Genomic DNA, 18,136 nt, shown 5'->3' on the forward strand with positions numbered 1-18,136 from the left:
CGGAGAGCGGCCCGCCGCGGACTCAGCCGATCGACGACACACCCCCAGTACCACTCCCGCGGCGGGCGTACACCTCGATCTCGATCTTCATCCGGGGGTCCGCCAGCCCGCACACCAACATCGTCGCGGCCGGCCGCACCTCACCGAAGCACTTCCGCAGCACCGGCCAGCACGGTTCGAAGTCCTCGCGATCCGGCAGCAGGTACCGCACCCGCACGACGTCCGCGAACGAGCACCCCGCCTCCTCCAGCGCGGCACCTATGTTCCGCAGACACTGCTCGGCCTGCTCCACGACGTCGTCGGAGATCGTCATGTCCGCGTAGTCGAAGCCGGTCGTCCCCGACACGTGCACCCAGTCCCCGTCCACCACGGCCCGGGCGTACCCGATCCGCTCCTCGAACACCGAACCGCTGAGAATCGCCTGTCGCTGCGTCATGGGGTCAAGGTCTCAGAAAAACAGTTGATCCGGGGCCGGACGGTTTCCTAGGGTTCCAGGTACACGAGAAGGGAGGTGGTTCGGCAGATGTATGAGAACCGGACGCGTGAGGTGGCTGCGGGCTAGCGGCCCGGCACCACACACAGTGCGGTGCCGGACCAGCACGTGAGCGAAACGTGCAGCCGGCCCAATCTCCAGCAGTCACCCGACCCGCGAGTCGCCGGTACGTCCGGCCGGCTCCTCCTCAGGAGGACCAGGCTCGCGGGTCGTCTGCGTTTTCCGGGGGGCGATGGTGGCGAGCGAGTGGCGCGACGATCGGATCGGCAGCGCTCTGCGGGGCGAGAATCCGACCGTGATGCGGAGGCTGGACGCCGGGTTCGCGGTGATCGGCGATGTGCAGTTTCTGCCTGGTTACTCGGTGTTGCTGACCGATGACCCCTTGGTGGAGCGACTGTCGGAGCTGCCGCGGAGCAGGCGGACGGCGTTTCTGGAGGACATGGCGCGTCTGGGGGAGGCCGTCGAGCGGGCCTGCCGGCGGATCGAGTCGGGCTTTCGGCGGGTCAATCTGGAGATTCTCGGGAACGCCGACGGGTTCCTGCACGCGCATGTGTGGCCGCGGTACGACTGGGAGCCCGGGGATCTCGTGCGGATGCCGGTGTGGCTCTATCCGCGGGAGATGTGGAGCGCGGAGCGCCATGCGCTCGGGGCGCGGCACGACCCGGTGCGGGAGGCGATCGGGCAGGAGCTGGACCGGCTCACGGGGTGAGAGGGGCGGGCGGCCCCACCCGGAGCCGGGTGGGGCCGTGTGGGAGACGGATCAGTGGGCGATGTCCTCGTAGCCCTCGATCTCCCGGGGGTCGCGGGAGCCCGGACCCGTGTAGCGGGCCGAGGGGCGGACCAGGCGGCCCGTGCGCTTCTGTTCGAGGATGTGGGCGGACCAGCCGGCCGTGCGGGCGCAGGTGAACATGGACGTGAACATGTGGGCCGGGACCTCGGCGAAGTCCAGGACGATCGCTGCCCAGAACTCGACGTTGGTGGCGAGGACCCGGTCGGGGCGGCGGGCGTGGAGTTCCGCCAGGGCCGCCTTCTCCAGGGCCTCGGCGACCTCGAAGCGCGGTGCGCCCAGTTCGCGGGCCGTGCGGCGCAGGACCCTCGCCCTCGGGTCCTCGGCGCGGTAGACGCGGTGGCCGAAGCCCATGAGGCGTTCGCCCTTGTCGAGGGTCTGCTTGACGTAGGCCTCCGCGTCGCCCGTGCGCTCGATCTCCTCGATCATGTGCAGGACGCGGGAGGGGGCGCCTCCGTGGAGGGGGCCCGACATCGCGCCGACCGCTCCGGACAGGGCCGCCGCCACGTCCGCGCCCGTCGAGGCGATGACCCGCGCCGTGAACGTGGACGCGTTCATGCCGTGTTCCGCGGCGCTCGTCCAGTACGCGTCCACCGCCGCCACGTGCTTGGGGTCCGGCTCGCCGCGCCAGCGGATCATGAAGCGCTCGACGACGGAGTGGGCCTTGTCGATCTCGCGCTGCGGGACCATCGGCAGGCCCTGGCCGCGTGCCGACTGGGCGACGTAGGACAGTGCCATGACGGCCGCCCGGGCCAGGTCCTCGCGGGCCTGCTCGGCATCGATGTCCAGGAGGGGTTTCAGGCCCCACACGGGCGCCAGCATGGCCAGGGCCGACTGCACGTCGACGCGGATGTCGCCGGAGTGGACGGGGATGGGGAACGGCTCGGCGGGCGGCAGGCCGGGGTTGAACGCGCCGTCGACGAGCAGGCCCCAGACGTTGCCGAAGGAGACGTGGCCGACGAGGTCCTCGATGTCGACGCCCCGGTACCGGAGTGCGCCGCCCTCCTTGTCCGGCTCGGCGATCTCCGTCTCGAACGCGACGATTCCCTCGAGCCCGGGTACGAAGTCGGACATCAGGCGGCTCCTCGTGATGTAAGTGACAGATGGTGTGATGTGGGGTGGGACGACGAACCATGTGTCAGTCAGCTTGCGAAGCGGGCGGCCGTCCGGAGGATCCACGGTCACCTACGGCGACTCGCGGTCCTGGCCGGTCTCCCCCTGTGATGCCCCGTACGGCTGGCGGTCACCCAACCGGAACGGCACGGAAACGATATCCCCGAGTGCCACCGTTGGGGAGGGTTCACGGCACTCAGTGCCAGGCAGTGACGAAGGACACCGTCCATACGGCAAGATGACCGGGTGACCGACCGCGACGCCGTCCCCTTCGACCTGGCCTCGATGCGCAAGCAGTACCGGGCCGAGGGCCTCTCCGAGAACGAGCTGGCCGCCACCCCCGTCGAGCAGTTCGCGCGCTGGTTCAAACAGGCCGCGACGGACGGCGGGCTGTTCGAGCCGAACGCCATGATCGTCTCGACGGCCGACGCCGAGGGCCGCCCCAGCTCCCGCACGGTGCTGCTGAAGCACTTCGACGAGCAGGGCTTCGTCTTCTACACGAACTACGACTCCCGCAAGGCCCGTGACCTGGCGGAGAACCCGTACGTCTCGCTGCTGTTCCCCTGGCATCCGATGGCCCGGCAGGTCATCGTGACCGGGGTCGCGCGGCGTACCGGGCGGGACGAGACGGCGGCGTACTTCCGGACCCGCCCGCACGGATCGCAGCTGGGCGCCTGGGCCAGCGCCCAGTCCTCGGTGATCGCCACCCGGGCCGACATCGACGGCGCCTACGCCGAACTGGCCGCCCGCTATCCCGAGGGCGAGCAGGTCCCCGTGCCCCCGCACTGGGGCGGTTTCCGGGTGGCCCCCCAGACGGTGGAGTTCTGGCAGGGCCGCGAGAACCGGCTGCACGACCGGTTGCGGTACGTGGAGCGGGCCGACGGGAGCTGGCGCGTGGAGCGGCTCAGTCCCTAGCGGCTGCCCAGCGCCCCTTCCAGCAGCCCCGCCCACTGCTCGACCACCCGGTCGCGGCGTGCCGCGTCGTCCGTGAGGAGGTTGGCGAGGCCCAGGCCGCGGGCCATGTCGAGGAGGCCCTGGACGGTTTCGCGGACGCCGGGGACGGATTCGTCGGCGGACAGGAGGTCGACGGCTATGCGGTGGGTCTCGCGGCCCACGCGGGATTCGAGCTCGGTGACGCGGGCACGCAGCTGGTCCTCGTTGGAGGCGGCCACCCAGAGGTGGAGGGCCGCGCGGAACAGCGGTCCCGTGTAGAGGTCGACCAGGGCCGCGACGACCGCGTGCCGGTCTCCGGCCGCGCCCTCGGGGAACAGGGCGCGCAGGGCCGTGGAGCGTTCCTCGGCGACGTACTCGACGGCCGCCGTGAAGAGGTCCTCCCGGGTCGGGAAGTGGTGCTGGGCTGCGCCGCGGGAGACGCCGGCGCGTTCGGCGACGACGGAGACGGTGGATCCCGCCCAGCCGTGTTCGGCGAGGCAGGACACGGCGGCTTCCAGGAGCCGCTGCCGGGTGGCACGGCTGCGGTCCTGCTTGGGGACCCGCTCCGCGCGGTCGACCGTGCTCACACCGCCCATGTCCTCACACCACCCATGCCGGATCCCGTCGTTCGAGGAAGGCCGTCATCCCCTCGCGGGCCTGCGCGGAGGAGAACAGCCGGGCCGAGAGCGCGGTCAGGCCGGCCGCGTCCCGGTCGAAGGCTTCCAGCACCCTAGCCGTGAGCAGCCGTTTCGTCTCGGTGAGGGCGTCGGGGGCGGATCTGCGCAGGCCGTCGAGGATGGGGGCCAGTGCGGTGTCGACGTCGTCGGCGTGGGTGGTGAGCAGGCCGGTCGCGGTGGCCTCCGCGGCATCGAAGCGTTCGCCGGTGAGGTAGTAGCGGGACAGGGCGCGCGGGTCCGTGCGCGGCAGCAGCGGCAGGGAGATGACCGCGGGGGCGACGCCGATGCGGACCTCCGTGAAGGCGAACGTGGCCTCGGTGGAGGCGGCCGCCATGTCGCAGGCGGCCAGCAGGCCGAGACCGCCCGCGCGGACGTGGCCGGTGACCCGGGCGACGACCGGCTTGGGCAGTTCGATGATCCGGCGGAGCAGTGCGACCAGCGCCTCGGGGGGCGGCGGATCCTTGAGGTCCGCGCCCGCGCTGAAGGTGTTCCCGGTGTGGGTCAGGACCACCGCGCGGACGCCGGTGTCCTGGCCGGCGTCCGCGAGCGCGTCGGCCAGTTCGCCGACGAGGGCCGCCGACAGGGCGTTGCGGTTGTGGGGCGAGTCGAGGGTGAGGGTCTGCACGGCACGCGCGCGTGCCCTGCCGATCAGAGTCATGCGCGCTCCCTGAGCTGTCGGCGCAGGATCTTGCCGGAGGCCGCGCGGGGGACGCCGTCGATGAAGGTGACGTGCCGGATCCGCTTGTAGGGGGCCACGCGTTCGGCGACGTACATCATGATCTCCGCCTCGGAGAGGTCGGTGGCGGCCGGCTGCCGGACCACGTACGCGTGCGGGATCTCGTTGCCGTCGTCGTTGTACGTGCCGATCACGGCGGCGTCGGCGATGCCCGGGTGGGTGAGCAGCAGGGCCTCCAGCTCGGCGGGGGCCACCTGGAAGCCCTTGTACTTGATGAGTTCCTTGACGCGGTCGACGACGAACAGCCAGCCGTCCTCGTCCACCTGGCCGACGTCGCCGGTGTGCAGCCAGCCGTCGGTGTCGATCATGGCGGTGGTGGCGTCGGGGCGGCCGAGGTAGCCCTTCATGACCTGGGGACCGCGGATGAGGATCTCGCCGGACTCACCGGCGGGGAGGTCCTTGCCGGGGTCGTCGAGGGAGACGATGCGCATCTCGGTGCCGGCGATGAGTCTGCCGACGGTGCCGGGAGGGGCGTCGCGCATCGCGTCGAGCGGGACGACGTGCGTGCCGGGCGACAGTTCCGTCATGCCGTAGGCCTGACCGACGGGCGGCAGGCCGAGCCGCTCGGAGCAGGCGGCGGCGAGCCGGGCGTCCAGGGGTGCGGCGGCGCTGATGACGTACTTCAGGGACGACAGGTCGTACTGCGCGACGGCCGGGTGTTTGGCGAGGGCGAGCACGATCGGCGGGGCCACGTACAGGGCGGTGATGCGGTGGTTCTGGACAGCCGCGAGGAACTGCTCCAGGTCGAAGCGGGGCAGGACGACGACGGTGGCGCCCTGCCGCAGGGGCGCGTTCATCAGGGCCGTGAGGCCGTAGATGTGGAAGAAGGGCAGAACCGCCAGAACCCGGTCTCCCGGTCCGGCGGGTATCGCCGGGTGGAGCTGGGCGAGGTTGGTGGCGATCTGCCGGTGCGTGAGCATCACGCCCTTGGGCGTGCCGGTGGTCCCGGAGGAGTACGGCAGGGCCGCCACGTCCTCCGCGGGGTCGATGGCCACCTGCGGCTCCGGGGCGGCGGAGGCCAGCATGTCGATCAGGGAGCGGTGTCCGGTCGCACTGTCGCACACGAAGATCTCGCGTACGCCGCCCGCGAGTTCGGCGGCCCGGCGGGCGATGTCGAGCAGCGGTGAGACGGTGATGATCCAGCGGGCCGCCGAGTCCGTCAGCTGCTTGGCGAACTCCTGGGCGGTGGCGAGCGGGTGCACGGTGGTGACGGTGGCTCCCGCGCGCGTGGCGGCGTAGAAGGCGGTCGGGAAGGCGATGGTGTTGGGGCTGTGCAGGGCGAGGACGTCGCCCTTGCGCACCCCGGCCTCGGCGAGGGCGGCGGCGACGCGCCGGTGGAACCGGTCCACCTGCTCGTACGAGAGGGTGGTGCCGTCGGTGCCGTCGATCAGCGCCGGGATGTCGCCGAACTCCGCGGCCCGGGCAAGGACGGCGTCGTGGATGGGCAGTTCGACGGGCGGGACGTCTGCGTACTCGCTGCGGAACATGGTTCCTCCTCGCGCGCGGGCCGTCTCAGTACGACTTGGGCAGGCCCAGGGTCTGGTGGGAGACGTAGTTGAGAATCATCTCCCGGCTGACCGGGGCAATACGAGCCACGCGCGCGGCCGTTATCAGCGAGGCGAGACCGAACTCGCGGGTGAGGCCGTTGCCGCCGAGGGTGTGCACGGCCTGGTCCACGGCCTTCACACAGGCCTCCCCCGCCGCGTACTTCGCCATGTTGGCGGCCTCACCGGCGCCCATGTCGTCGCCGGCGTCGTAGAGACGGGCCGCCTTCTGCATCATCAGGCGGGCGAGTTCGAGGTCGATGTGCGCCTGGGCCAGCGGGTGGGCGATGGCCTGGTGGGCGCCGATGGGGGTGTTCCAGACCTGTCGGTCGCGGGCGTACGCCACGGCTTTCGCGAGGGCGTGGCGGCCCATGCCGATCGCGAAGGCGGCCGTCATGATGCGCTCTGGGTTGAGGCCGGCGAAGAGCTGGAGCAGCCCCGCGTCCTCGTCGCCGACGAGTGCGTCGGCGGGCAGCCGTACGCCGTCCAGCGTCAGTTCGAACTGCTTCTCGGCGGCGTGGAGTTCCATGTCGATGGGGCGGCGGGTGAAGCCGGGTGCGTCGCGCGGGACGATGAAGAGGCAGGGCTTGAGGCGGCCGGTGCGGGCGTCTTCGGCGCGGCCGACGATGAGGGTGGCGTCCGCGATGTCGACGCCGGAGATGAAGACCTTGCGGCCGGTGAGGATCCAGTCCGTACCGTCTTTTCGAGCCGTGGTGGTGATGCGGTGGCTGTTGGAGCCGGCGTCGGGTTCGGTGATGCCGAAGGCCATGAGGCGGGAGCCGTCTGCCAGGGCGGGGAGCCACTGTTGTTTCTGGGCGTCCGTGCCGAAGCGGGCGATCACCGTGCCGCAGATGGCCGGTGAGACGACCAGCATGAGGAGGGGGCAGCCGGCTGCGCCGAGCTCTTCGAGGACGATGGAGAGTTCGGAGATGCCTCCGCCGCCTCCTCCGTACTCCTCGGGGAGGTTGACGCCGAGGTAGCCCAGTCTGCCTGCTTCGGACCAGAGTCGGGCGGGGTCGTGTGGTCGGCCGTGGCGTTTGCCGAGTGCGGACACGGCTTGGCGTAGGGCTTTGTGGTCTTCGGTGTCCACGGGTGTCCTTTCGGGTGCGGGCCGTACGTGGCTGGTCGAGCACTTCCCCGCGCCCCTCAGGTCTCCGACACAACCGCCAGGACCATGCCCGGCTCCACCTGCTGTCCGGGTACCACCGACAACGCGGTCAGCGTTCCCGTGGCCGGTGCCGCGATCTTGTGCTGCATCTTCATCGCCTCCAGCCAGAGGAGGGGGTCCCCGGCCTTCACGGGTGTGCCCGCGGTGACGCCGTCGGCCACTCGGACGACCGTGCCCGGCATGGGGGCCAGGAGGGAGCCGGGGGCGTGCTGGGGCGTCGGGTCGGGGAATCGGGGCAGGATCGTCAGCGCGGTGGAGTTGACGTAGACCTGATCGCCGTAGCGGGCCACCTCGAACTGGCGCCGTACTCCGTCCACATCGAGGACCACGAGGTGCGCGTCCGCGTGTACCACCCGTACGCCGTCCGCCTCCAGGCCCGTGCGCGTGTGCCGGTAGTGGACCTCGTGTTCCTCCCCGGCCATCGCGTAGCGCTTGGTCTGCGGCTGGGAGGGGACGTTGCGCCAGCCGCCGAAGCGGGAGCGGCCCTGGGCGTCGGCGAGGGCGGCGGCCAGGGGGGCGTGCGGGTCGGGGGACGGCTCGGTCAGGTCCGGCAGGTGGCGGTCGTAGAAGCCGGTGTCCATGCGGGCCGCGGTGAACTCCGGGTGGCGCAGGGAGCGGACGAGGAGGTCGCGGTTGGTGACGGGGCCGTGGATCACGGCCCGTTCCAGGGCGGAGGCGAGCTTGCGGACGGCCTCCGTGCGCGTGGGGGCGTGGGCCACGGCCTTGGCGAGCAGGGGGTCGTAGTGGACGCCGATGTCGTCGCCGTCGGTGTAGCCGGTGTCGAGGCGGATGCCCTCGTTCAGGGCGAGGCGGTGCAGGCGGCCGGTCTGGGGGGACCAGTCGCGGGACGGGTCCTCGGCGTAGAGGCGGGCCTCCACGGCGTAGCCACGCGCGCGTGGCGGGGTGCTTTCGAGGGCGTGACCCTCGGCGACGCGGATCTGCTCGGCGACGAGGTCGAGGCCGAAGACCGCTTCCGTCACGGGGTGTTCGACCTGGAGGCGGGTGTTCATCTCCAGGAAGTGGGCCCTGCCGTCGGCGACGAGGAACTCGACCGTGCCGGCGCCCACGTAGTCGACGGCTCGGGCGGCCCGTACGGCGAGGGCGCTCAGCTCCTCCCGGAGTTCCGCGGAGAGTCCGGGTGCGGGGGCCTCCTCGACGACCTTCTGGTGGCGGCGCTGGAGGGAGCAGTCGCGGGTGCCGAGCGGCCAGACGGTGCCGTGGGTGTCGGCGAGGATCTGCACCTCGACGTGGCGGCCGTTCTCCACGTACGGCTCGACGAAGACCTCGCCGTCACCGAAGGCACTCGCCGCCTCGGCGCGTGCGGCGGCCGACTCGGCGTCCAGGTCCGCCAGGTGCCGTACGACCCGCATGCCGCGGCCGCCGCCGCCCGCCGCCGCCTTCACCAGGACCGGGAGGTCGGCCTCGGTGACGTCGGTGAGGGGCTTCAGTCCCATGAGCCGCTTGGCGCGGGTCTTGGACGCCATCGCCTCGATGGCGTCCGGGGGCGGTCCGATCCAGACCAGGCCCGCGTCCAGGACGGCCCGGGCGAAGCCGGCGTTCTCGGAGAGGAAGCCGTAGCCGGGGTGCACGGCGTCCGCTCCGGCCGCGACGGCGGCCTTCACGATCAGGTCGCCGCGCAGGTAGGTGTCGGCGGGCGCGGCTCCCGGCAGTCGTACACCCGTGTCGGCCACGCGCGCGTGGAGGGCGTTCTCGTCGGCGTCCGAGTGCACGGCGACCGTGCGGATGCCCAGCTCGCGGCAGGTGCGGAAGACGCGGCAGGCTATCTCGCCCCGGTTGGCGACCAGCAGGGTGGAAATCATCTGTTCCCTCACATCCGGAAGACGCCGAAGCCGCCGCGCGCGCCCTCGTAGGGGGCGGTGTGGATGGCGGAGAGGCAGAGGCCGAGGACGGTGCGGGTGTCGCGCGGGTCGATGACGCCGTCGTCGTAGAGCCGCCCGGACAGGAACATCGGCAGCGACTCGGACTCGATCTGCTGCTCCACCATGGCGCGCAGCGCGGCGTCCGCCTCGTCGTCGTACGGCCGGCCCTTCGCCGCCGCCGACTGGCGGGCGACGATCGACAGCACCCCCGCGAGCTGCTGCGGGCCCATGACGGCCGACTTGGCGCTGGGCCAGGCGAAGAGGAAGCGGGGGTCGTAGGCCCGGCCGCACATGCCGTAGTGGCCGGCGCCGTAGGAGGCGCCCATGAGGACCGAGAGGTGCGGGACGCGGCTGTTGCTGACCGAGTTGATCATCAGCGCGCCGTGCTTGATGATGCCGCCCTGCTCGTACTCCCGGCCGACCATGTAGCCGGTGGTGTTGTGCAGGAAGAGCAGCGGGATGTCGCGCTGGTTGGCGAGCTGGATGAACTGGGCGGCCTTCTGGGACTCCTCGCTGAAGAGGACCCCTCGGGCGTTGGCGAGGATGCCGATCGGATAGCCGTGCAGGGCCGCCCACCCGGTGGTCAGGCTGGGCCCGTACAGCGGCTTGAACTCGTCGAAGTCGGAGGCGTCGACGATGCGGGCGATGACCTCACGCGGGTCGAAGGGGCTCCTGAGGTCGCCGGGGACGATGCCGAGGAGTTCGTCGGCGTCGTACTTGGGGGGCTCGGCCGGGCCGGGATCGCCGTACGCCTTGCGGTGGTTGAGGCGGGCGACCACCCGGCGGGCCTGCCGGAGCGCGTCGTGCTCGTCGACGGCGAAGTGGTCGGCGAGGCCCGACACGCGCGCGTGCATCTCGGCCCCGCCGAGGGACTCGTCGTCGCTCTCCTCCCCCGTGGCCATCTTCACCAGGGGCGGACCGCCGAGGAACACCTTCGCCCGTTCCTTGACCATGATCACGTGGTCGGACATGCCGGGGATGTAGGCGCCTCCGGCGGTGGAGTTGCCGAAGACGACCGCGAGGGTGGGGATCCCGGCGGCGGACAGCCGGGTCAGGTCCCGGAACACGGCACCCCCGGGAATGAAGATCTCCTTCTGCGACGGCAGGTCGGCGCCGCCGGACTCGACCAGGCTGATGCAGGGCAGCCGGTTGGCGAGGGCGATGTCGTTCGCGCGCAGGGCCTTCTTCAGCGACCAGGGGTTGCTCGCTCCCCCGCGCACGGTCGGGTCGTTGGCCGTGATCAGGCATTCCACTCCCTCGACGACACCGATGCCGGTGACGAGGGAGGCACCGACGGCGTAGTCGCTGCCCCAGGCGGCCAGCGGGGACAGCTCCAGGAAGGGCGTGTCGGGGTCGAGGAGCAGTTCGATGCGTTCGCGGGCGAGGAGTTTGCCGCGCTTGCGGTGCCGCTCGACGTACTTCTCGCCGCCGCCCGCGAGGGCCTTGGCGTGCTCGGCTTCGAGGTCGGCGAGCTTGGCGAGCATCGCCTCGCGGTTGGCCCGGTGGTCGGGGCTGCCGGGGTCGAGCGCGGAGGTCAGGACGGTCACAGCAGGGCCTCCGGTATGTCCAGGTGGCGGGAGCGCAGCCATTCGCCGAGGGCCTTGGCCTGCGGATCGAAGCGGTGCCGGGCGGCGACGCCCACGCCGAGGATGCCCTCGACGACGAAGTTGAGGGCGCGGATGTTGGGCAGGACGTGCCGGGTGACCTGCAGTGGCCGGCTCTCGGGAATCAACTCCTGGAACCGGTCGGCCGTCAGCTCGTGCGCGAGCCAGCGCCAGGCGTCGTCCGTGCGGGCCCACACCCCGACGTTGGCATTGCCGCCCTTGTCGCCGCTGCGGGCGCCCGCGACGAGCCCGAGGGGGGCGTGCCGGGTCGGCCCGGACGGCAACGGCTCCGGCAGGGGCGGCTCGGGCGCCTCGTCGAGTACGGCGGTGTCGTGGGCCGGGGGCACGGGGACCCGGCGTCCGTCATGGAGGACGGCGACATGGTCGACGGCACCGTGGGGGACGTACACATCGTCGAAGACCCCATAGGGCGAGGCCTTTCCAGGTGGTGCCAGCACATGGAAGCCGGGATAACTGGCGAGCGCCAGCTCCACGGCCGCCCCGCTCAGGGCCCGCCCGACGGCCTCCTGGTCGGGGTCCCGTACGACGAGCCGCAGCAACGCGCTCGCCGTCTCCTCGCTCGGGGCGTCGGGCCGGTCGGTGCGCACCAGCTCCCAGCGCACGTCGGCGGCCTTGCCGAGGACGGGTTCCATCTGCTCCCGCACCAGGGCGGCCTTCGCCTCGACGTCGAGGCCGGTGAGCACGAAGACGACCTCGTTGCGGAAGCCGCCGAGCCTGTTGAGACCGACCTTGAGGGTGGGCGGCGGCGCCTGACCGCGCACGCCCTCGATCCGCACCCGGTCGGGCCCGTCCTGGCCGAGCCGCACGGTGTCGAGCCGGGCGGTGACGTCGGGCCCGGCATACCGCGCCCCGGCCGTCTCGTACAGCAACTGCGCGGTGACGGTGCCGACGTCGACGAAGCCACCGGTGCCGGGGTGCTTGGTGATCACGCAGCTGCCGTCCTCGTGGAGCTCGGCGAGCGGGAAGCCGGGGCGGCGGACGTCGCCGTCCCGGAAGAAGGCGTAGTTGCCGCCAGTGGCCTGCGCCCCGCACTCCAGCACATGCCCGGCGACGACGGCCCCCGCGAGCCGGTCGTGGTCGTCCGGGGTCCAGCCGAAGTGGGCGGCGGCCGGCCCGGTGACGAGTGCCGCGTCGGTCACCCGCCCGGTGACGACGACGTCGGCGCCGGCCCGCAGACAGGCCGCGATACCGAAGCCGCCGAGGTAGGCGTGGGCGGCGAGGGCACCGGGGTACGCGGCGGTGAGGTCGTCGCCCGCCACATGTGCGACGCGTACGGGGACGCCGAGCCGGTCGGCCAAGTGCCTCACGGCGTCGGCGAGTCCGGCCGGGTTGAGCCCGCCGGCGTTGGTGACGATCTTCACGCCCCGCTCGTGCGCGAGCCCCAGGCAGTCCTCCAACTGCCGCAGAAAGGTCCGTGCGTATCCGGCGCCGGGGTCCTTCAGCCGGTCCCGGCCGAGGATGAGCATCGTCAGCTCGGCGAGGTAGTCGCCGGTGAGGACGTCCAGATCGCCGCCGGTGAGCATCTCGCGCATGGCGTCGAAGCGGTCGCCGTAGAAGCCGGAGGCGTTGCCGATGCGGAGGGCCGCCCGGGTCACTCGGCTGCTCCCTTCGGCTTCGGCGCACGGCCGCTGCCCGGCGGGCCCGCGAAGGCCTGGGCGATGTCCAGCCAGCGGTCGGCGTCGGGGCCGTCGGCGCGCAGCGCGAGGTCGGCGCGGTGGGCGCGCTGCGTGACCAGGAGGCAGAAGTCGAGGGCGGGCCCGGTGACGCGCTGCGGGGCGTCCTCGGGCCCGTACGTCCACACGTCACCGGAGGGCGAGTCGAGTTCGACGCGGAAGGGCTCGGCGGGCGGAGTCAGCCCGTGCACACCGTAGGCGAAGTCCCGGGTCCGTACCCCGAGCCAGGCCACATGCCGCAGTCGGTCGGTGGGTGGGCGCACCACACCGAGGGCATCGGCCACGTCCTGGCCGTGGGCCCAGGTCTCCATAAGGCGGGCCGTCGCCATGGAGGCGGCCGACATGGGTGGGCCGTACCAGGGGAAGCGCGCCTTGGGCGGCGCGGCCCGCAGTGCCTCCTGCAGCGCCGTACGGCCGTCGCGCCACCGCGCGAGCAGGTCGGCGGGCGGGAGTCCGGCGTCCTCCTCGGCGCCCTCGTCGACGAAGGAGCCCGGTGCGGCGAGGGCCTTCTCGACCAGGGCGCGGAAGCCCTCGGCGTCCGTGACGGCGAGCAGGGCCGAGCGGTCCGTCCAGGCGAGGTGGGCGATCTGGTGGGCGACGGTCCAGCCGGGCGCGGGGGTGGCGAGCGCCCAGCGCGGCGTGCTCAACCCGGCCACGAGGCGGTCGAGTTGCTCGCTCTCCTCGCGCAGGTCGTCGATCACGGACGTCGGATCGGACACGGGCGCTCCCCTCGGGGCACGGCGGTGTGCGGGGGTGGTGCGGGGTGGTGCGGCGTGTTGAGGAGCATGGCAGCGAGGCCAGAAACAATCAAGCGTGCTTGCATGAAATTGTCGGGTGGCTGAAAGCGTGTGCACGGGCGGCGCGATCAATACACTCTGGGACGCGCTTGTTCACTTGGTCGCGCAGTGGTCACGCATCGGGGGAGACACAAGGATGAGCAACTGGAACCCGGGCGGGCAGCCGCCGCCGTACGGCCCGCACGGCGGACAGCCGTACCCACCGCCTCCGCCCGGGCCCCACCCGCCCGCACCCGGCCCCTACGGACCGCCGCAGCCGCCACCGGGCGGTGGCCATCCGCCCCATGTGCCGCACCCCTACGCACCCCACCCGATGCCACCTCAGGCGCCGCCGCCCGGCCCCTTCACACGGCTGCGGCGGCGGATCGGCCCCATCCACACCGCGCGCCGGGTCTTCAAGCCGTCCCGGCCGGACCTCGTGGAGGATCCGTTCATCGCGCGGATGCAGAAGATCCGTACGCTCGTGGGGCTCGGCGCGGTGGTGTGGGTGTCGGTGTCCTACAAGATCGCCCGCTCCGTCGAGGACGTCGCGGACGACCGGTTCCAGCAGTCGTGGATCAGCGTGCTGGTGCTGTCCGTGACGCTTCCGGTGGTCGTGGGCGTCCTGACGGCTCTCACCGCTCCGTCGGCCCGCCGGGACCTGCTGCGCCGGGCCGCGAAGTCGTTCGGTGCGATCCTGGCCCTCGTCGCCGCGGTCTTCGTCTTCCCGGCCACCATGCTCACCGGCTTCCTCGACGGGAAGTTCGCCACCAACCCGGTGATGTCCGTGGTCACTTGGGTGGTCATCGTGTTCATCCTGGTGTGGGTGACGCCGTTCATCTTCTGGGGCATCGGCCTGGCCCTGCTCCACGTGTTCCGCACGGCCGACATCCACCAGACCATGCCGCCGCTGCTCGCCATGACGCTGGTCTGGGAGATGGCGCTGATCGACGTCCTCACCGGGGCGTACGCGGGCGTGCCGGGGCCGGTGCGAGCGGTGTTCATGCTCGGGGCCCCGCTGTCCGTGACCGCGGTCGGGTTGTGGGAGCTGCGGCGGCTGCGGGTGCATTACGGGATCACGGTGCGGGGGGTGTTGGTGCGCTAGGGCGCCCCAGGGGTGCCCTGGGCCCCATCGGGCCTACCCGTCGATGTCGAGCGCCGTCCCGTACAGCCGGTCCACGTGCAACCGGACGACCACTCGCCGTTCGGCCACCAACTGCTCCAGGAACGCGCCTTCGTCCTCCGGCCTGGCCTCCTCCGGGATGATCCCGAGCAGCTCCCGCCCGACCTCGTCACCGGGAACCGTCGTGACCTCGGAAACCTCCGCCTCGCCCTCCGCGACGGCGAACGACCACACGTCACCGCCCTGCACATGCAGCGCCGCGCGCGGATCGTGGCGCAGCTGCCTGACCTTGACACGGTCGGCCGTCGTCGAGAACCGCACGATCCGGGCCCCGGGGTCCCAGCTGTAGACCATGGTGGTCAGATGGGGCCGACCGTTGCGCTTGACGGTGGCGAGAGTGCCGAACTGCTGCTTGCCGAGCAGGTCGGAGAGGGCTTCGTCGGACAGCGGGCGGGGTGCCGGGCCTTGAGTCATGACCAAGCCAACTTCGCCGCCCGCTCGGATATTTCACGTCCGGCGTCCGACCGCCGTTAGTGTGGCTCGGCATGGGGGCTGGTGTGGGTGCGGGGACCGGGATGGTGGCCGTTCCGCCGGGGCGGGTGACGCTGTCCGACCGGCGGACGCGGCGGAGTTGGGCGGTGGAGGTCGCGGCGTTCCGGATGTCGGCGTTCCCGGTCACTCAGGCGTGGTACGCCCAGGTCACCGGGGAGCGGCCGAGTGCCGCTCGCGGTGACCGGCTGCCCGTCGAGGGCGTGTCGTGGTGGGACGCGGTCCGGTTCTGCAACGCGCTGTCCCGGGCGGAAGGGCTGACGCCCGCGTACCGCCTGTGCGGTGAGTCCGAGCCGGTCGGCTGGGACACCTCCGGTGACGGGTACCGGCTGCCGACCGAGGCCGAGTGGGAGCACGCCTGCCGGGCCGGCAGCAGCGGGCCACGGTACGGGCGGCTCGACGAGATCGCCTGGTACCGCGGCACCTCACAGGAGCGCATCCGTCCCGTGGGCGGCAAGCAGCCCAACGCGTGGGGCTGCTACGACATGCTGGGCAATGTCTGGGAGTGGTGCTGGGACGTCTACGACGCCGAGGTCTACGGCACCTACCGGGTGCTGCGGGGCGGCGGCTGGGCCGACGAGCACTGGAGTTGCCGTGCTTCCGTTCGGCGCCGCAGTCATCCGACGTTCCGGATCGACGACGTGGGGTTTCGCGTGGCGCGCGCGCACCGGCCGGAGTGACGGCGCATCGGTCTGCGTGTTCCCTGCCCGGTGCCTCGCTCGACAGCGCGGCGGCGTGCCGGGCTAGCCCTCCAGAGCCGTGCTCTCCAGCGCCGCCTTCTTCCGGCGGTCGCGGCCGCGGCCGACCTGGGTCCGTACCGCTCCCATGCTCGCCGCGATGACGAGGGCGATCGCTGCGGCCTCCATGGCGGTGAGGGTCTGGTCGAGGAGGAGGAAGCCGGCCGTCGCGGCGATGGCCGGTTCCAGGCTCATGAGGATCGCGAAGGTGGAGGCGGGCAGGCGGCGCAGGGCGAGGAGTTCGAGGGTGTAGGGCAGGACCGAGGAGAGCAGGGCCACCGCCGCGCCCAGGCCGAGCGTCACCGGGTCGAGCAGCTTCGTCCCCGACTCGGCGATCCCCAGCGGCAGGAACAGCACCGCCCCCACCGCCATCGCCAGTGCCAGGCCGTCGGCCTGCGGGAAGCGGCGGCCCGTACGGGCACTGAAGATGATGTAGGTCGCCCACATGGCGCCGGCGCCCAGGGCGAAGGCCGCTCCTACGGGGTCGAGGCCGCTGAAGCCTCCCCCGCCGAGGAGGAAGACGCCGGCGAGGGCGAGGGCCGCCCAGACGACGTTGATCGCGCGGCGGGACGCCAGGACCGAGAGGGCGAGCGGGCCGAGGACCTCCAGGGTGACCGCCGGGCCCAGCGGGATGCGGGCGACGGCCTGGTAGAAGAGGCCGTTCATCGCGGCCATGGTGATGCCGAAGACGACGACCGTGCCCCAGTCGGTGCGCGAGTGGCCGCGCAGCCGCGGACGGCATACCAGCAGCAGGACGGCAGCCGCCACGAGCAACCGCAGCGCCACCACCCCGAGGGCGCCCGCCCTCGGCATCAGCATCACCGCCAGCGCACCGCCGAACTGCACCGAGATCCCACCCGCGAACACCAGGCCCACCGGCCCGAGGGAGCCCAGTCGGCCCGGTCGGCCCGGCCCGGCGGCCGGTGCGGTGGCAGCGGCGGTTGTCGCGGACTGGGGCGTGGTGACGCTTTCGGGGGTGGTCACGGGCGGTCCTGTGCTCGGCTCGGCTGTGTACTCGGCTGCGTTGCGTACACCGCCCTGCACGGTCTTGTGCATCACGATGTACTGTCAAGTCCAGAGTAATGGACTCGGTCAGGCGCGTAAACCGCTGATGCCACTGTCTCGGAATGCGGGCTCTCGAGGCTCCCCGGGTTCTCCGGCCCTCAGCGTCGGGCGAGGTACAGGCTCATCGCCTTGTGCAGCAGCCGGTTGATCGGGAAGTCCCACTCGCCGAGGTACTCGACGGCCTCGCCGCCGGTGCCCACCTTGAACCGGAGCAGCCCCAGCAGGTGGTTGGACTCCTCCAGCGTGTCGGTGATGCCGCGCAGGTCGTAGACGGCGGCGCCGAGTCCATGGGCGTCCGTCATCATGCGCCACTGCACGGCGCTGCTCGGCTGGACCTCGCGGCGGCGGCTGGTGGAGGCGCCGTAGGAGTACCAGACGTGCTCACCGACGGTGAGCATCGTCGCGGCGGCGAGCGCCTCGCCGTCGTGGTACGCGAGGTAGAGCCGCATACGGTCCGGGTGCTCGGCGGTGAGCGCGCTCCACATGCGCTGGAAGTAGGGCAGCGGGCGCGGGATGAAGCGGTCGCGCTCGGCGGTCTCGGAGTACAGCTCGTGGAAGGCCGGCAGATCCTCGTAGCCGCCGCGTACGACCTTCACGCCGGCCTTCTCCGCCTTGCTGATGTTGCGCCGCCACTGCTGGTTCAGACCGGCGCGGATGTCGTCCAGCGTGCGCCCGGCGAACGGCACCTGGAAGACGTACCGGGGCTGTCCCGCGGCGAAGCCGTCCTCGCCGCCGGGTTCGGTCTGCCGCCAGCCCATGCGGCGCAGGGTGTCCGCGACCTGGCCGGCACGCGGTTCGAACGACGTCGCCCGCACGTCGCGCAGCCGCCGGGCCGCCGGGTCCGCGATCGCCGCCTTGACCGCCTCGGCGCTCCAGCGGCGCACGGCGACCGGCGGGCCCATCCGCACCGCGAACGCGCCCCGGCTCCGGAGGTGGGCGATCATCGGCTCCAGCAGGTGTTCGAGGCCGGGTTCGTGCCAGTCGATGAGCGGGCCCTCGGGCAGGTACGCCAGGTACCGCGGCAGTCCGGGCAGCTTCGGCCCGGGCAGCGGGCGCAGCAGCACCAGTCCGGCGCCGACGAGCTGCCCGGCGTCGTCGAACCAGCCGAGGCTCTCCGCCCTCCAGTCGGGCTTCACCTCGCCCCAGGACGGGATCTGGGTGTGGCTGGCGGAGGGGCGGGCCGCGACGAACGCGAGATGCTCGTCACGGGTGATCGGCTGGACGCGGACGCTCATGCGCGGGCTCCTTCGAGTGGCT

At 72.1% G+C, this 18,136-nt stretch carries 17 protein-coding genes; 4 read left to right on the forward strand and 13 right to left on the reverse strand.

The window, feature by feature from the left end; genetic code table 11:
* Positions 1 to 22: 22 nt before the first annotated feature.
* Entirely contained in the window at positions 23 to 436 is a 414-nt protein-coding gene (locus GTY47_RS11390) for a RidA family protein (protein ID WP_010035792.1), read from the reverse strand.
* Positions 437 to 728: 292 nt separating this feature from the next.
* Between GTY47_RS11390 and GTY47_RS11395 the strand changes: the two genes are divergently transcribed.
* Positions 729 to 1,202, forward strand: coding sequence for a diadenosine tetraphosphate hydrolase (locus tag GTY47_RS11395; protein ID WP_029180891.1), 474 nt, complete (start codon positions 729 to 731; stop codon positions 1,200 to 1,202).
* A gap of 51 nt (positions 1,203 to 1,253) precedes the next feature.
* On the opposite strand, the gene GTY47_RS11400 is transcribed toward GTY47_RS11395, so the two are convergent.
* Positions 1,254 to 2,354, reverse strand: a complete 1,101-nt coding sequence (locus tag GTY47_RS11400; protein WP_010035796.1) for a citrate synthase 2 — start codon at positions 2,352 to 2,354, stop codon at positions 1,254 to 1,256.
* 285 nt (positions 2,355 to 2,639) lie between these two features.
* Between GTY47_RS11400 and pdxH the strand changes: the two genes are divergently transcribed.
* Positions 2,640 to 3,308, forward strand: coding sequence for a pyridoxamine 5'-phosphate oxidase (gene pdxH / locus GTY47_RS11405; RefSeq protein ID WP_010035799.1), 669 nt, complete (start codon positions 2,640 to 2,642; stop codon positions 3,306 to 3,308).
* On the opposite strand, the gene GTY47_RS11410 is transcribed toward pdxH, so the two are convergent.
* The 8 genes from GTY47_RS11410 to GTY47_RS11445 are packed head-to-tail and all read right to left on the reverse strand — an operon-like array spanning position 3,305 to position 13,348.
* Positions 3,305 to 3,922, reverse strand: a complete 618-nt coding sequence (locus tag GTY47_RS11410; protein ID WP_010035802.1) for a TetR/AcrR family transcriptional regulator — start codon at positions 3,920 to 3,922, stop codon at positions 3,305 to 3,307. The two genes, pdxH and GTY47_RS11410, sit on opposite strands and share 4 nt — an antisense overlap.
* 4 nt (positions 3,923 to 3,926) lie before the next feature.
* Positions 3,927 to 4,661: an enoyl-CoA hydratase family protein gene (locus GTY47_RS11415; protein ID WP_010035803.1), complete on the reverse strand. Its 735-nt coding sequence runs from the start codon at positions 4,659 to 4,661 to the stop codon at positions 3,927 to 3,929.
* Entirely contained in the window at positions 4,658 to 6,226 is a 1,569-nt protein-coding gene (locus GTY47_RS11420) for a 4-coumarate--CoA ligase family protein (RefSeq protein ID WP_010035806.1), read from the reverse strand. The genes GTY47_RS11415 and GTY47_RS11420 overlap by 4 nt, the downstream gene beginning before the upstream one ends.
* 25 nt (positions 6,227 to 6,251) lie before the next feature.
* The gene (locus GTY47_RS11425; RefSeq protein ID WP_010035807.1) at positions 6,252 to 7,373 is read right to left on the reverse strand and encodes an acyl-CoA dehydrogenase family protein; all 1,122 of its coding nucleotides are present in this window, start codon (positions 7,371 to 7,373) and stop codon (positions 6,252 to 6,254) included.
* A gap of 56 nt (positions 7,374 to 7,429) precedes the next feature.
* Positions 7,430 to 9,271, reverse strand: a complete 1,842-nt coding sequence (locus GTY47_RS11430) for a biotin carboxylase N-terminal domain-containing protein (protein ID WP_010035808.1) — start codon at positions 9,269 to 9,271, stop codon at positions 7,430 to 7,432.
* 8 nt (positions 9,272 to 9,279) lie between these two features.
* Positions 9,280 to 10,878, reverse strand: a complete 1,599-nt coding sequence (locus tag GTY47_RS11435) for a carboxyl transferase domain-containing protein (protein ID WP_010035809.1) — start codon at positions 10,876 to 10,878, stop codon at positions 9,280 to 9,282.
* On the reverse strand, positions 10,875 to 12,551 hold the full coding sequence (locus GTY47_RS11440; protein WP_010035811.1) for an acyclic terpene utilization AtuA family protein: 1,677 nt from the start codon (positions 12,549 to 12,551) through the stop codon (positions 10,875 to 10,877). The genes GTY47_RS11435 and GTY47_RS11440 overlap by 4 nt, the downstream gene beginning before the upstream one ends.
* Positions 12,548 to 13,348 carry a TIGR03084 family metal-binding protein gene (locus GTY47_RS11445; RefSeq protein ID WP_010035813.1) on the reverse strand — a complete coding sequence of 267 codons (801 nt, stop codon included), beginning with the start codon at positions 13,346 to 13,348 and terminating at the stop codon, positions 12,548 to 12,550. Before GTY47_RS11445 ends, GTY47_RS11440 begins: the two co-directional genes overlap by 4 nt.
* Before the next feature lie 214 nt (positions 13,349 to 13,562).
* Between GTY47_RS11445 and GTY47_RS11450 the strand changes: the two genes are divergently transcribed.
* A complete protein-coding gene (locus GTY47_RS11450; protein WP_231911158.1) occupies positions 13,563 to 14,510 on the forward strand; it encodes a hypothetical protein in 948 nt (315 codons plus the stop codon).
* A gap of 33 nt (positions 14,511 to 14,543) precedes the next feature.
* Here the strand turns inward: GTY47_RS11450 and GTY47_RS11455 are convergent, their stop codons facing one another.
* Positions 14,544 to 15,002: a TIGR03618 family F420-dependent PPOX class oxidoreductase gene (locus tag GTY47_RS11455; RefSeq protein WP_010035817.1), complete on the reverse strand. Its 459-nt coding sequence runs from the start codon at positions 15,000 to 15,002 to the stop codon at positions 14,544 to 14,546.
* Positions 15,003 to 15,073: 71 nt separating this feature from the next.
* Between GTY47_RS11455 and GTY47_RS11460 the strand changes: the two genes are divergently transcribed.
* Entirely contained in the window at positions 15,074 to 15,757 is a 684-nt protein-coding gene (locus tag GTY47_RS11460; RefSeq protein WP_040902663.1) for an SUMF1/EgtB/PvdO family nonheme iron enzyme, read from the forward strand.
* A 63-nt stretch (positions 15,758 to 15,820) separates the two neighbouring features.
* Here GTY47_RS11460 and GTY47_RS11465 read toward each other — a convergent pair whose 3' ends face one another.
* Both GTY47_RS11465 and GTY47_RS11470 read right to left on the reverse strand, forming a co-directional pair.
* Positions 15,821 to 16,798, reverse strand: a complete 978-nt coding sequence (locus GTY47_RS11465; RefSeq protein WP_029180893.1) for an EamA family transporter — start codon at positions 16,796 to 16,798, stop codon at positions 15,821 to 15,823.
* Positions 16,799 to 16,977: 179 nt separating this feature from the next.
* Positions 16,978 to 18,114 (reverse strand): peptidoglycan bridge formation glycyltransferase FemA/FemB family protein, encoded by a 1,137-nt coding sequence (locus GTY47_RS11470; RefSeq protein ID WP_010035825.1) that lies wholly within the window; start codon positions 18,112 to 18,114, stop codon positions 16,978 to 16,980.
* Positions 18,115 to 18,136: the final 22 nt, after the last annotated feature.

It is taken from the genome of Streptomyces sp. SID5464 (assembly GCF_009862985.1).
Classification (GTDB): domain Bacteria; phylum Actinomycetota; class Actinomycetes; order Streptomycetales; family Streptomycetaceae; genus Streptomyces; species Streptomyces chartreusis_D.